The sequence below is a fragment of the Psychrobacter sp. L7 genome, from assembly GCF_002810365.1.
GTDB lineage: Bacteria > Pseudomonadota > Gammaproteobacteria > Pseudomonadales > Moraxellaceae > Psychrobacter > Psychrobacter celer.
The window spans coordinates 65,038-79,577 of the sequence record NZ_NEXR01000009.1; the positions used below are offsets into that span (position 1 = coordinate 65,038).

Annotated in this window: 14 protein-coding genes; 5 read left to right on the plus strand and 9 right to left on the minus strand. The window is 47.3% G+C overall.

The window, feature by feature from the left end:
- Positions 1–3: 3 nt before the first annotated feature.
- Positions 4–2,202: a malate synthase G gene (locus CAP50_RS09310; protein WP_100749807.1), complete on the minus strand. Its 2,199-nt coding sequence runs from the start codon at positions 2,200–2,202 to the stop codon at positions 4–6.
- Between the two features lie 519 nt (positions 2,203–2,721).
- On the opposite strand from CAP50_RS09310, the gene miaE reads away from it, so the two are divergent.
- A complete protein-coding gene (gene miaE / locus CAP50_RS09315) occupies positions 2,722–3,438 on the plus strand; it encodes a tRNA-(ms[2]io[6]A)-hydroxylase (protein WP_100749808.1) in 717 nt (238 codons plus the stop codon).
- On the opposite strand, the gene CAP50_RS09320 is transcribed toward miaE, so the two are convergent.
- The 6 genes from CAP50_RS09320 to mtgA form a co-directional block, all read right to left on the minus strand.
- Positions 3,439–3,669 carry a hypothetical protein gene (locus CAP50_RS09320; protein ID WP_100749809.1) on the minus strand — a complete coding sequence of 77 codons (231 nt, stop codon included), beginning with the start codon at positions 3,667–3,669 and terminating at the stop codon, positions 3,439–3,441.
- Positions 3,670–3,740: 71 nt separating this feature from the next.
- Positions 3,741–4,139 (minus strand): hypothetical protein, encoded by a 399-nt coding sequence (locus CAP50_RS09325; RefSeq protein ID WP_100749810.1) that lies wholly within the window; start codon positions 4,137–4,139, stop codon positions 3,741–3,743.
- Between the two features lie 153 nt (positions 4,140–4,292).
- A complete protein-coding gene (locus CAP50_RS09330; RefSeq protein ID WP_100749811.1) occupies positions 4,293–4,544 on the minus strand; it encodes a hypothetical protein in 252 nt (83 codons plus the stop codon).
- Between the two features lie 240 nt (positions 4,545–4,784).
- The gene (locus CAP50_RS09335) at positions 4,785–4,973 is read right to left on the minus strand and encodes a hypothetical protein (protein WP_075100566.1); all 189 of its coding nucleotides are present in this window, start codon (positions 4,971–4,973) and stop codon (positions 4,785–4,787) included.
- Positions 4,974–5,243: 270 nt separating this feature from the next.
- Positions 5,244–7,403 carry a polyphosphate kinase 1 gene (ppk1, locus tag CAP50_RS09340; protein WP_241900736.1) on the minus strand — a complete coding sequence of 720 codons (2,160 nt, stop codon included), beginning with the start codon at positions 7,401–7,403 and terminating at the stop codon, positions 5,244–5,246.
- 86 nt (positions 7,404–7,489) lie between these two features.
- A complete protein-coding gene (mtgA, locus tag CAP50_RS09345) occupies positions 7,490–8,179 on the minus strand; it encodes a monofunctional biosynthetic peptidoglycan transglycosylase (RefSeq protein ID WP_100749812.1) in 690 nt (229 codons plus the stop codon).
- 275 nt (positions 8,180–8,454) lie between these two features.
- Here mtgA and CAP50_RS09350 point away from each other — a divergent pair, with 275 nt between their 5' ends.
- The 4 genes from CAP50_RS09350 to CAP50_RS09365 all read left to right on the plus strand — a co-directional run bounded on the left by CAP50_RS09350 (position 8,455) and on the right by CAP50_RS09365 (position 12,088).
- Positions 8,455–8,793 (plus strand): glutaredoxin family protein, encoded by a 339-nt coding sequence (locus CAP50_RS09350; protein ID WP_100749813.1) that lies wholly within the window; start codon positions 8,455–8,457, stop codon positions 8,791–8,793.
- A 78-nt stretch (positions 8,794–8,871) separates the two neighbouring features.
- A complete protein-coding gene (locus CAP50_RS09355; protein WP_100749814.1) occupies positions 8,872–10,053 on the plus strand; it encodes an alpha-hydroxy acid oxidase in 1,182 nt (393 codons plus the stop codon).
- A 154-nt stretch (positions 10,054–10,207) separates the two neighbouring features.
- Positions 10,208–11,089 (plus strand): rhomboid family intramembrane serine protease, encoded by an 882-nt coding sequence (locus tag CAP50_RS09360; protein ID WP_100749869.1) that lies wholly within the window; start codon positions 10,208–10,210, stop codon positions 11,087–11,089.
- A 186-nt stretch (positions 11,090–11,275) separates the two neighbouring features.
- Positions 11,276–12,088 (plus strand): MipA/OmpV family protein, encoded by an 813-nt coding sequence (locus tag CAP50_RS09365; RefSeq protein ID WP_100749870.1) that lies wholly within the window; start codon positions 11,276–11,278, stop codon positions 12,086–12,088.
- A gap of 84 nt (positions 12,089–12,172) precedes the next feature.
- Here the strand turns inward: CAP50_RS09365 and CAP50_RS09370 are convergent, their stop codons facing one another.
- Both CAP50_RS09370 and fumC read right to left on the minus strand, forming a co-directional pair.
- Positions 12,173–12,604, minus strand: a complete 432-nt coding sequence (locus CAP50_RS09370; protein ID WP_100749815.1) for an ACP-like domain-containing protein — start codon at positions 12,602–12,604, stop codon at positions 12,173–12,175.
- A 401-nt stretch (positions 12,605–13,005) separates the two neighbouring features.
- Positions 13,006–14,409 carry a class II fumarate hydratase gene (gene fumC, locus CAP50_RS09375; protein ID WP_100749816.1) on the minus strand — a complete coding sequence of 468 codons (1,404 nt, stop codon included), beginning with the start codon at positions 14,407–14,409 and terminating at the stop codon, positions 13,006–13,008.
- Positions 14,410–14,540 lie beyond the last annotated feature (131 nt).

Sequence of the window (14,540 nt, forward strand, 5' to 3'; positions counted from 1 at the left end):
GGCTTAGACGTTGGCTTTTAGATCCAAGCGTGCTTGGTGCAATAGTGGCTCAGTGTAGCCGCTTGGCTGCTCGCGTCCTTTAAAGACGAGGTCACAGGCCGCTTTAAAGGCATAAGACTGCTCAAAGTTGTTTGCCATAGGCTGATAGCTACTGTCGCCGGCATTTTGCTCATCGACAATCTTCGCCATACGCTTCATGGTATCCATGACTTGCTGCTCGCTGACCACACCGTGATGCAACCAGTTGGCGATATGCTGGCTTGAGATACGCAAAGTCGCACGGTCTTCCATCAGGCCCACGTCGTTGATGTCAGGCACTTTTGAGCAACCGACGCCTTGGTTTACCCAGCGTACCACGTACCCTAAGATACCCTGCGCGTTGTTGTCCAGCTCTTGCTGCTTCTCTTCCTCTGTCCAGTTGGTGTCTTTGGCCAATGGAATGGTCAAGATATCGTCTAGGCTAGCACGCTCGCGTGATTTTAGGCTGTCTTGTACCTCGGCGACATTGACTTGATGATAATGCATGCTATGCAAGGTGGCGCCTGTCGGTGATGGTACCCAAGCGGTACTGGCACCAGATTTTGGATGCGCCGCCTTGGTCTCTAGCATCTCTTTCATCTCGTCAGGCTTAGCCCACATCCCTTTACCAATCTGCGCCACACCCTGCAGGCCTGTTTCTAGACCGATATCGACGTTCCACTGCTCATAGGCGGGCTGCCATGCCTGCGACTTCATCTCGCCTTTTGGTACAAATGGGCCAGCATTCATACTGGTATGCATCTCGTCGCCTGTACGATCCAAAAAGCCGGTATTAATAAAGATAACGCGCTCTTTGGCTTGGCGGATGGCTTCTTTTAGGTTTACCGTCATGCGGCGCTCTTCATCCATGATACCTATCTTGAGCGTATGGCGCTCTAGGCCAAGCAAGTCCTCTACCGCATTAAACAAATCATTGGCCATTTTGACTTCATCAGGGCCATGCATTTTTGGCTTGACGATATACATCGAGCCTTTGCGTGAGTTTGATAGCGCGTTTTTGCCTTTTAGATCGTTTAGCGTCAATAGCGGCGTGATCAAACCATCCATCAGGCCTTCAAAGATTTGCTCTTGACCATTGCCCAAATCGACCAAAATCGCTGGGTTTTGCATCAAGTGACCGACGTTACGGATCAAGAGCAATGAGCGGCCTGGTAAGATCAGTGTGCCGCCCTCTGGTGTGGTGTACTCACGATCTGGGTTTTGCTTACGGGTGCGGGTTTTACCACCTTTTTCAAACGTCTCTTGCAAATCGCCATTCATCAAACCTAGCCAGTTGCGATACACTTCAACTTTTTCTTCGGCATCGACCGCAGCGATTGAGTCTTCGCAGTCTTGAATCGCGGTAATGGCGGACTCTAATAGTACGTCTTTGATGTTTGCTGGGTCATCTTTACCTACTGGATGGCTGGCATCGATTTGAATCTCTGCGTGTAAGCCATTGTTTTTGAGCAAAATACCAAAGGGGCTATCTGCCTCGCCGACATAACCGACGAATTTTTCGGCGTCTTTTAGCTCAGTGCTGCTATCGCCCAGCTTGACTTCCAGCTTTCCATCGACGATTTTAAAGCCTGTGACATCGGTATAAGAGCCTGAGGCTAGCGCAAAATGCTCGTCCAAAAAGGCTTTGGCATAAGCGACAACGGCCGCGCCGCGCGTGGGATTATAGCTGCTGCCTGCTTCTTGACCATTTTCATCGCTGATGACATCGGTGCCATATAAGGCATCGTACAAGCTGCCCCAACGAGCGTTGGTGGCATTTAGCGCATAGCGCGCGTTGCGTACGGGGACAACTAGCTGTGGACCTGCAATATGAGCAATCTCATCATCGACGTTTTGGGTGCTTACTGTAAAGTCATCACCTTCTGGTAACAAATAGCCAATTTCTTGCAAAAAAGCCTTGTACGCTGGGAAATCAATCTCACCTTCTTTGGCAGGATTGTCTAGATGCCATTGATCGATTTGCGCTTGAATGCTGTCACGAGTCGCAAGCAGCGCTTTGTTGCGCGGCGTAAACGCTTTGATGACTTTTTCAAAACCTGACCAATAACTGTCTGAGTCCACACCGACTTTTGGCAGCACTTCGTTTTCGATAAAGTCATACAACTGCTGGTCGATGGCAAGAATACCTTTTTGAATCCGATTGGCGTTAGAAGATTGGCTCATGCTGTTATCCTTATCTATCTGTGATGGGTGTACCTACGAAGTTGCTACCACTATAGCGGTAGTAGATGACGCGTATTTCTCTAAAGTGGCGCGTCCTTGATATGAGCGGGTGATCTGCGTGATGGCTGTGCCTTTTCGTAGATAGTGATATCTGCTTTATATCGCGCTGGCAGTTGTTATAATGTTTGCCATCTCGAGCGGGCGCTCATCGCTCCTTGATCGCTCCTTTATTGAGTCATCAAATAAAATGCCGCCTAAACGAAATATCATCCTACTATCAAATAAAGAAATAAACAAGAAAACCCCATTCACCAGGTAAATACTGGGGTTGTATAATAATGATACCCTACAGCCTATCAGCGCTAAGGCTCTTTATCCTCAAATCGTGGTGATCGTTTTTTCGGACTTTTATATAGTCAGCTCAGTATAAAAATGATAGTTAATAAGCTCAGGCGGTAAACCCAAACCTTTAAAACAACCTTTTATCTTATCCAATACTTTTTGACCATGACACAGACTATGAGTAAACCGACCATGCCAACCAATTCCAATGCTATAAATGACGACACTACAGTAGAAAGCCGTACAGAAGAAGACAGTGTAGATATCTCGCAGCTGCGCACACCGAACAAAGTAGACTTATCTGCGGTTTATGGTTTTTTGGGTGCACGTACCACGCCAGACTGGGTAGCCGCCGCTATCGCTGACCTACCTTTGATCATTCAAGATCATGCCAACTGCGAAAAAAAAGCCGCTGGCACCGCGATGAACCTACTGTTTCGCTATGAGTTTTCTTATGATTTGCAGCGTAAATTGGCGCAGCTGATACGTGAGGAGATGCTGCACTATGAGCAAGTGCTGGGTATCATGAATGAGCGTGGTCAAGAATGGCGATACTTAAGTGCGGGGCGCTATGCCAAAGGCATGCTCAAGCATAAGCGCACTTATGAGCCTGCGGCAATGATTGACGTGCTGATCATCGGCGCGTTTATCGAAGCGCGCTCTTGTGAGCGCTTTGCGGCATTGGCTGAGGTGATTGATGATGAGCGACTGGCAAAATACTATCGCTATTTGCTCAAATCAGAGAGTCGTCATTTTGAGGATTATTTGGCATTGGCACAGTCACTATCGACAGAGAATATCGATGAGCGAGTGGCATTTTTTAGAGAAGTAGAAGCAGAGCTTATCACCAGTCCTGATACTGAGCTACGGTTTCATAGTGGCACGCCCGCTTAACTATTTATCGTCTTCCATCAGCGGGCTATCGTACTGTTTATGGTCTTTGGCGACGTGGTGCGGGTCGTGATCATCTGTGACACGCTCTGCAGCCGCAGGATTGGCTTTTTGCAGCGCATCATCGGGCACGATACCGTCATTGTCGTCAGCATCTTTTAGCTCATGTTGCTGGTGTTTTGACGATTGTGCTGTCTCTGCTGGTTTTAATGAGTGATCATTGGGATTATTCATAGCATTTCCTTATGATAGAAAGATGAAAGTAAATCAAGTGAATGAAGGATTTGCCCTAGATCATAAAAAAACTATCTGTCTTTTTTGTGATCTTTTTCGTCAGGGTTTAACACCCGTGTCTGGGCATTATCGACAGTGGCATAGCGATTTTTGTTGTTAATCTTATGGCTATCAGGGGCTTCGCTACTGACAGTCCTTTCATTAACGTTATCATCAAACGCAGTGCCTTCTTGATCGCGTCGATCTGGCTGGCGCGCAGGGTTATCATCGTCATTGACATGCTCTGTCTCTACGATGCCTTCTTCAAAAGTATCTGTCCCTTTATTCTCTGTCGTTTTTTCTTCAATCTCATGATCTTCGATATCATGTTTTTTGCCATTATTGCTCATATCGTGGCGACCAAGCGTGTCTTTATGATCTTTATGATTATCTATGGGCGTTTTGGTTAATGCTGGGTCTTTGGTTTGCATCATCTTATCCTTGTCTTTTTTATCGTTATTGCTTTTTCATTAATACTTTATGGTCGTAGCTACTTCTTTAGCTTGGCCACGAAATGGTATGCTCAATACTCGACCTTACGTTTCATAATAACTTATATGGGTCTAACCTATATTGATAACGAATTATTCGTTGCCTTTTTGGCTCAGATCATGAGCATTGAGATCAGCCACGTTTTTGCCGCCATCAGGTAGGTTTTCTTCTTTGCGCGGGTCGACATAGACCTCGTCTGTCTCCTGTGAGGCTTGTTCTGGCCCATCTATATTTGGCTGGTATTTTCGGCCTTCATAGCTGCCTTTTGGGTTGTCTGGCTGCTTGATGGCAGGGTCGTGGATCGGTACTGCTTCTTCATTATTTGGGCGTGTATTGTCTGACATGCTATATCCCTCACGTATGTATTGGCGTGGACGTGTCCTCAATTCAATCGATAGTCATCTAAATGGGCTAAAAATGGCTAAATCTGGCCAAACGGTGTCAAATAGCTAATTAATATCTCGATATTACCTGCGCTATATTCCTTGTTTGACGGCGACTTATCTCATTTTTATCACCATTTTTAAAATGAGGACACGCCCTATTAAGTGGAGTAACTATTTATCCTGTTATTTGTTATCCTCTTATTTATCGGTACGTAAATCCTCTTCGATGAAGGCGGTTTGCTCTTCTTCGCTTAGCTGTTCAGGCACATCGACTCTCTTGTCTTCCTTGAGATTTTGCTGAATCTTTTGACTGTCTGCCTGTTCGGCTGCTTTTTTGATGTCTGATTTTGTATCAGAAGTATCAGGCGTCGTATCGTGATTATTCATAGAGGCTTCCCTTTTTTCCTATGCTTTTATCATTGGCTTTTACGTTCTTTTACGTTCTATGCTTTATGATTGAGTGTATTTTTATTATAGAAACAAGGCTCGACCAGACACCAGTGTGCTGCGGTATCAATGTGTGAATAAATGTGAGGTTACAAGACAGTTTGTAACTTCCTGCCAGCATCACACAAATAACGGTACCTACTGGCATCCATAAAAAAACCAAACGCCAGTCATCGCCAGCGTTTGGTTTGAGTCAGTATTAGAGGACTGTTAAGACGACGCCTCTACCCCATTGATGAGCGTTAATAAGTGCTCTTGGGCGGCATGTGGCGGCGTGCCAGCAGCAGGCTGTAATTGCTGCCAGACGCCATCGCCATTAAGCGTCCACGCTTGGGTATTGTCTTGTAAGTAGTTGATCAAGCCATCTTGATATATCTGCTGAAACAGTTTTTTATCTTCAATCGGAAACGCCACTTCGACACGGTGAAACAAGTTACGGTCCATCCAGTCGGCACTACCACAATACAGACGCTCGTCACCGTTATTATAAAAATAGTAAATGCGTGTGTGCTCTAAAAACCGGCCTATCACCGAGCGTACTGTGATGTTTTCCGACAAACCTTTGACCTGTGGACGCAGACAGCACATCGAGCGCAAAATCAGCTCGATTTTTACCCCTGCTTGAGAGGCATCATAGAGCTTGCCGATCAGGCGACGCTCAGTCAAAGCATTGACCTTGACCATGATATGAGCGCGTTTACCTGCCTTTGCGTGAGCGATCTCAGCATCGATAAAACTCATCAACTTATCATGCAAGGTAAAGGGCGCATGCAGGAGTTTTTTGAGATTGGCAGGCTTGCCCATGCCCGTTAGCTCCTGAAATATCTTGTGCACGTCTTCTGAGATATCAGGGTCGGCGGTAAACAAGCCGTAGTCGGTATAGACCTTAGCATTGGCGGCATGGTAGTTGCCTGTCCCTAAGTGTACATAGCGGCGAATGCGATCATCCTCGCGGCGTATGATTAGCATCAGTTTAGCATGGGTTTTGTAGCCGACAATGCCATACACTACCACCGCCCCTGCTTCTTGCAGATAATTGGCGACTGCGATGTTTGAGGCTTCATCAAAACGGGCGCGCAGCTCGATGACGGCAGTGACTTCTTTGCCATTTCGAGCAGCAGCGGCCAGTGCTTTGACGATTTCTGAATTGGTGCCTGAGCGGTACAGCGTTTGCTTGATTGCCAAAACTTTTGGGTCGTTGGCGGCTTGCCATAATAGGTTGACGACAGGTGAGAAGGCATGAAAAGGGTGATGCACCAGTACATCTCTTTTGCGCATGGCAGCAAACATGCTACTGGTTTTGTCCAGCTTTTTTTCTTCGCGGCGAAACGCTTTGGGTATCGCTTGCGTAAAGGGCTGATAGCGCAGCGCTGGTATATTAAAGTCGAACAATAAACGCGTGAGGTTGACCGGACCGTTGACACGGTACAGCTGATTGTCGTGCAGCTCAAACTCATTGAGCAGATAGTCGCTGATGGGCGTCGGGCAGTCGGTGGTGACCTCTAGGCGCACCTTATCACCGAAGCGGCGGTTTTCAAGCTCACCCTCTAACGCTTTGGCGATATCCTCGACATCGTCCGCTAGGTCTAAGTCCGCATTACGCGTCAGTCGAAACTGATGACAGCCGGTGACATTCATCCCCGGAAACAGCTCGCCAATATGCTCATGAATAATGGCCGATAGCATGACGTGATGCTCTTTGCCACCAGTCAGCTCATCAGGTAAGCGTATGACGCGTGGGAGACTGCGCGGCGCGGGGACGATGGCGAGATTGATATCACGACCAAAGGCATCTTTGCCCTCTAGGGTAGCGATAAAGTTGAGGCTTTTATTGACCAAACGCGGAAACGGGTGGGCAGGATCAATACTAATCGGCGTCAGCACAGGCGAGACTTGTTCGGTAAAATAGCGCTTCATCCATGCCGACTGCTCGCTATTTAGCTCATCGCGTTTGAGATAACGGATGTCTTCTTTGGCCAGCGCAGGCAAGATGTCTTCATTGAGAATGCGATACTGCTCAGCGATGGCTTCATGTGCTACAGCAGAGATATCATTGAGCACTTCACTGGGCCGCATACCGTGCGCGCTGGTCGACACATCACCGATATTGAGCTTTTGCATGATACCGGCAACGCGAATCTCAAAAAACTCATCGATATTTGATGAAAAAATAATCAAAAAAAACAAACGCTCAAGCAGCGGATGGCGCGGACTGGCAGCCTGCGCCAGTACCCGTAGATGAAACTGCAACAAAGACAGGTCGCGATTGATATAACTGCTGGGCGAATAACTGCCATCCTCAAATCGCTGCCATGCGATGTGGGCGAGATCATCCTCTTTTTTCCCATGCGCCCCATCGTTTATGCTCATCACGGCGGCGCTATTGTCAGTCTGATGCTGCTTATCATTGCTCTTGGTATCTGCCACGTCCCTACTCCTTTTGCCTTCTCGATACGTCATGATGCTGATTGTGGTAAGACTGCATTTTTCATGCGTTTTTTGATGATACGCTGTTTGTTACGTAGCCGTCTATCGCCTTGGTTGTTTTCATAGTATTTTGGATTGGTCAGCATACTGATGAGCAGCGCGGACTCGTCACGGTTGAGATTGGCCGCAGTTTTATTAAAATAGTAGTGCGCAGCCGCCTCGATACCGTAGATACCATCGCCAAACTCAGCCACGTTAAGATAAGCGGTCAAGATACGCTGTTTGTCCCACAACGTCTCTATCATCACGGTGATAATCGCCTCTTCGCCTTTACGAATATAGGAGCGGTGCGCGGTCAAAAACAGGTTTTTGGCCAACTGCTGCGTGATGGTCGAGCCGCCAGCCGACATCTTGCCTGTTTCTTCGTTTTTTTTGCGTGCAGCCTCGATACCCTTTAAGTCAAAGCCATTATGCTGGCTAAAGGTTGCGTCTTCACTGACGATCGCTGCTTGCTTGGCAGATTTGGCAATGGCGTCGTACTCTGCCCAGTTTTGCGTCACGGTGCCGCCTGTCAGGCGATGCGTGAGCATAAACATGCTGTTGTTAATGGGCTGGGTTTTCCAAATCAATAATAGCCCTGCGACCAAAATATGAAAAACCACGACCAACAACATGAACGCCAAAAATACTCGTTTGATAAATGTGCCAAAACTTGCCATGCGCGATATCCAAGTGATTGAAAAGATAAAAGGTAGCCGCTTATCCAAAAACAGCCCAAGCAGTTAACTCAAATAGCAGGTCATCTTACCTAATCTCATAATCGCTGTCATTATTTACCCCACTTCTTTATCATGTCAGTAGCGCAATGCAATATAAGCTTTTTACAATAAGCTTTTTTACAACCCATCCAAGTAAACGAAGCGGTTGCCACCCACATAAAAACAAGCGCCAGACATAGGACGCTAGACATAGACAATAGAGCACGAGTATAAACATGGATTATGATAACAATATAGCAGAGCAGGATATAGCAGAGCTGCGGGCACGCATAGTAGCCGCCAACCCTAGTCTTGGCACTAGTGAAAATATCGATAATTGGTGGCTGCTTGGCACCACAGGCTGCCATCTGTGTGATATCGCTGAACAAGTCATCGCGCAGTTTCAAACCGTACAGCGGCTGACTTATCAGTATGTCGATATTGCCGACTTCGATGAGCCGCTGATGATGACATTTGCCACTACCATTCCTGTGATAATCACACCGACAGCACGCTTAAATTATCCGTTTTCGGTGCTGGATTTGCAGCAGTTATTTATGTCTGCGCCATCATAGGACAGCTTGCCATAATAATAACAAGACATCTATGAGCGCCTCACATCCAACATTAAAAAAATTGCCTGAGTTAAAAAAATGACTGAATTAAAAAAAGTGACTGAGATTGAAGATTTGCGCCGCGTCGCTGAGCGCAAAGTGCCGCGCATGTTTTATGACTATGTCGACTCAGGCTCATGGACCCAGACCACCTATCGCCAGAATGAAACCGACTTTGACCGCATCAAGCTGCGTCAGCGTGTCTTGGTTGATATGGACAATCGCAGTCTGGCGACACAGATGATCGGCGAGCCGGTCAAAATGCCAGTCGCCATCGCGCCGACAGGCTTTACTGGCATGATGTGGGCCGATGGTGAGATTCATGCGGCGCGTGCCGCGGAAAAGTTTGGCGTGCCGTTTTCGCTGTCGACCATGAGTATTTGCTCTATCGAGGATGTAGCGACAAACACCGCCGCGCCGTTTTGGTTTCAGCTATACGTCATGCGCGATCAGGACTTTATGGCCAATCTGATTCGCCGTGCCAAAGCCGCCAACTGCTCTGCGCTTATCTTAACCGCCGACTTGCAAGTACTCGGTCAGCGCCATAAAGACATCAAAAATGGACTTTCTGCCCCGCCCAAACCGACACTGACCAATATCCTAAACCTGATGACCAAGCCGCAGTGGTGCATGAATATGCTCGGCACTCGCCGCCGGACATTTGGCAACATCGTCGGCCACGCCAAAAACGTCGAGGACATCTCCTCGCTCTCAGCGTGGACGGCAGAGCAGTTTGATCCAAGCCTGAGCTGGGATGATGTCGCGCGTATCAAAGACATGTGGGGCGGTAAGCTGATTATAAAGGGCATCATGGAGCCTGAAGATGCGATACTCGCCGCCCGTAGCGGTGCCGATGCGCTGGTCGTCTCCAACCATGGCGGTCGTCAGTTGGACGGGGCGCTGTCTTCTATCTCTGCCCTCTCTGACATCGTACAGGCAGTCCATGCCGAAAACAGCGACATCGAGGTGTGGCTCGATAGCGGGATTCGCTCAGGTCAAGACGTCCTAAAAGCCATCGCCTTGGGCGCAAAAGGCACGATGATTGGCCGCGCTTTTCTGTATGGGCTAGGCGCTTATGGCGAAGATGGTGTGCGCCGCGCGCTTGAGCTTATCTATAACGAGTGCGATATTAGTATGGCATTTTGTGGGCATACCGATATCAACACAGTCACAAAAGACATCTTGGTAAAAGGCACGTACGAAAACCTCAAAGTGAGCTGATCCATAATGGCTGATTGGTTTTTGATACAAGCGCCGTTTGACACACGGGCACGCTGGCAAACGACTTGCTCTGCGCATCGTCTTTGTGCTTTATTTATCATTATCTTTACTGCTTATTTATTCTATTTATAACTTATCAATAAAACTGGCGCTTATGACCATACAACAACTGTTAAAGACAGCACCTGTGACCACCTTACTGTTAATCAGCTTTATTGGGCTGTTTCTCCTGCAGGTGCTGACAGGCGTCGATGCCAATAACCCCTCAACTGAGGATTTGCTCAAATGGGGCGCCAATGCGCTGCCCTTTACCATGACTGACGACCCATGGCGGCTGCTCAGTAGTGCGTTTTTGCATATTGGTTTGATGCATCTATTGTTTAACGGGTTTGCCATGTATTTTTTCGGTCAAGTAGCCGAGCCGATGTTTGGCTCCGCGAAGTTTTTGGCGTTGTTTTTATTGGCGGCCATCGGTGGCAACGTACTCAATAACCATGTCACTTGGCAAGGGATTTTAGATGGCACGGGGCAGCCTGGCATATCGGCAGGTGCCTCAGGTGGCATCATGGGTATCGGGGCGGCGTTACTCATCGCCGCATTGTTCAAAATCTCAGTCAACGGCCTTGTGCTTAATCTCAAAAGTTTGATATTTATTATGGGTATCAATTTGGTCTATGGTTTTGCTGTCCCCGGTATCGACAATGCTGGTCATATCGGCGGCGCGGTGACAGGTTTGGTGATTGCACTGGCCTTTGCCATTGCCTATCGTCAGCGTGCCAAGGCGACACAAGTAAGCCCGCCTTTTGATGCAAGCTTGCATATCCATCCCACTTATCAGCAGTATAAAGGGTATAATAACTATCATAATAATAGTCATAATAGTCATCACTATGTTGACTCAAATAAGGCAAAAAACCCTGCGATACTATGGCAGCTGCTCCCTTGGCTTGTGATGCTCGTCATGAGTGTTGGCTTTGCCTACTGGTGGCAAGACTTGCATCAGCAGCTACTACAAGTGCTCGCCGCCATTGAATAGCGCTCATTGAGTAGCACGCTGTGGCTATTCGTCACTATGAATAGTGTTGATAACAGCCTACGTGCCAACAGCTTACGCAATTTATTCACCAGCACTTTTTTACTTATCTTACTTATCTTTATTTGCTCAAATTTTGACGATATCGTTTCACCATTTACTAGTCCAACCACTGATGAGAAAAAAACCATGTCTAATGTATCTGCGCTACCCCATGTCGCTACACGTACAACCTTTAACGCTTTGGCAGCTACTGCCTTACTGGGTGTCGCCAGCATGTCTCATGCCGCGATTTTTAAAAACAACTTACCGACCGATCCAGACGCGGTACTTAGCGTCGGCGTCAACGTCATGGCCGTCAATCCAGCCTATGATATGGAAGACAGCACTGATATACGCGTGCTGCCGGGCGTGTTTTATGACAACAACAGAGTCTATGCGCGCGGCGCTCAAGCTGGTGCTTATCTCATCAATGATGGTACCAATCAGCTCTCGGCATACGCGCAGCTGTCTGGTAGCGAGTTTGACCCTGATGATGCCCGCGGCGCGCTACAAGGACTAGATGAACGTAAGGCCTCGGCAGCGGCAGGTTTGACGTATTTACGTCGTACGCCAGTCGGGGGGTTTCGTGCGCAGATCGCAACAGATGTATTGGATCGTAGCGGCGGCAACACAGCGCGGCTGACTTATCTGGCGCGTATCACTCAAGGTAAGCTCACCGTCTATCCGAGTGCAGGATTTGAGTATCATGATGCAGATTACAACGAGTATTATTATGGCGTTAGTGAAGAAGAATCTGCAAAGACCGGCATTGCTGCTTATAAATCCAATTCAAGCTTAAACCCTTATATCAATATCAGTGCCAACTATGACTTCAATGAGCGCTGGGCAGGCTTTGCCAACCAAAGCTTAAGCTATCTGCCAAATGAGCAAAAAGACAGCCCAATGGTCAACTCGCGTACCGAGTCCACCACGACACTAGGCTTGCTGTATAAATTTTAATTGAGCTTAGATTTTGAATAAAAAAGACCTTGCCACACAACGTGACAAGGTCTTTTTTATCTAAGTCTATCAGCCTGCTGAAAACTAGCCTTTAATCTTTCTGATAGAGTCGACGTTACAGCCTTTATAAAGGATTTCACTCTTAGCGTTTTGGATATTGGCCGAGGACTTATGATAGTTGTTTAGACGCAGAGGCCCAGTCATGATACTAAAGTTATCCTCATCACCAAACACAGTACCGACATTGTCAGAGCGCCCTAAGTTGATTGGTAAAAATCTTGTTTTGCCATTCAAAGTGGCTTCTGCAAAGGTTGGTAGATACTCTTTATTAAAACCATAAGTCACGCTGACTTTTTTGTTGTTTTGGCAGCTATAATTGACTTGTCTGTGTTTGATGGCCGTATCATAGCTCTCACTTGGCTCCATCACATTGTCTGAGTATGCCATCGCTGAGCCAGAGCCCAACATCGCCATCATAATACCAGCAGATGACAGAGCGGCAGTTAATTTTTTCATAATAGTACCTCAATTGAGTGATTAAAATAGTTATAGATAGGGAGACGTTAGCGGCGAACTATTTTTGGTTAGTCTAATCGTTCGCTCTTATTGGCTTTATCGTGATTTAGAAAACGTTTTTAGAAGCTATTATTTACGAATTCACGAGCCCATACCTATATACTCATTATAATAAAAATTTTTGTTTGGGTTGTTATAACTGTGAGTGCGCTTGTTGACTACGGGTAAGGCTTTGTTGCGCGCGATGTAGATACTGTCACTCATAGACAAAAAAAAGACCTTACGCATCCGTTTATAGATAATGGTAAGGTCTTTTTTTCACTTAGACTATCACATTTAAAAATCTGAATAGCGAAAAAGACAAGCTAATCAGGTTTTTGGATTGATACTTTGGATTGATACTAAGAAGGATGTACCATATCCGCAGGGGTTACCCACTCATCGAACTGCGCTTCAGTAAGTAGCTCTAACTCAACCGCCACTTGCTTCAAGGTTTTGTTTTCTTTATAAGCTGTCTTGGCGATTTTTGCCGCGTTTTCATAGCCAACATGACGGTTTAGTGCCGTCACCAGCATCAATGAGTTGTGCAAGAAGTCATCGATTTTTTCTTTGACAGGCTCAATACCAACGGCGCAGTTATCGTTAAAGCTGTTGCACGCATCGCCCAGTAGCTTGATAGATTGCAATAGGTTAAAGGCAATCACAGGCTTATACACATTTAGCTCAAAGTTACCTGACGCGCCCGCCATGCTGATAGTCGTGTCGTTACCCATCACTTGCGCCACAACCATGGTCATCGCTTCTGACTGCGTTGGGTTTACTTTACCTGGCATGATAGATGAGCCTGGCTCGTTTTCTGGAATGGTCAGCTCGCCAAGACCACAACGCGGGCCTGAAGCGAGCCAGCGTACGTCGTTAGCGATTTTATTGAGGCTACCTGCTAGGGTCTTTAATGCGCCAGAAGCAAAGACTTCGGCATCACGCGCCGCTAGTGCTTCAAATTTATTTGGTGAAGTGACAAAGGGTAAGCCTGTCAATGTCGCCAATTGCTCAGCTGCTTTTACTGCATAATCAGGGTGGGCGTTTAGACCCGTACCTACTGCAGTGCCGCCTAGTGGCAACTCATATAGACCTTGTAGCGCATTGTCGATGCGAGTCAATGCATGGTCAAGCTGGCTGACATAACCGCTGAACTCTTGGCCTAGGGTCAAAGGCGTGGCGTCTTGTAAGTGCGTACGGCCGATTTTGACGATGCTATCGAACTCGCGGGCTTTGGCATCTAGCGTATCGCGTAGTGCTTTTACCGCTGGGATAAGCAAGCTGTTGATCTGACGAGCAGCGGCCACACGAATCGCGGTTGGGAAGCTGTCGTTGGTAGACTGGGCGTGGTTGACATGATCATTTGGGTGAATCGGCGTGTAGCTGCCGCGCGCGTTCCCTGCGATTTCGTTGGCACGGTTGGCCAGCACTTCGTTCATGTTCATGTTTGACTGCGTACCAGAACCGGTCTGCCATACAACTAATGGAAACTGATCGGTAAGGCCACCATTGATGATTTCATCTGCCGCTTGTACGATGAGGTCGCGCTTATCGCTTTCGATACGCTCTAGGCTGGCGTTGGTGATAGCAGCGGCTTTTTTTACCAATGCCATCGCTTCAATCATCGGACGCGGCAAAGTCTCGCCACCAATTTTGAAGTTTTCACGGCTACGCTGGGTTTGCGCGCCCCAATAAGCGTCGGCTGGGACTTCCACGTTGCCCATTGTGTCTTTCTCAAGTCGTGTTGCCTGATTCTGTGTCGACATAACTACCCTCTTTGGTTTTATTGAGCCATAAAAAGTGCAACGCACGCTGCACATAAAGGAAAATACGATGTAAAGTGGCGTTATGATAGCATGACTTATCACAAATTTCTCCACGTCCGTGAGGCTAACTG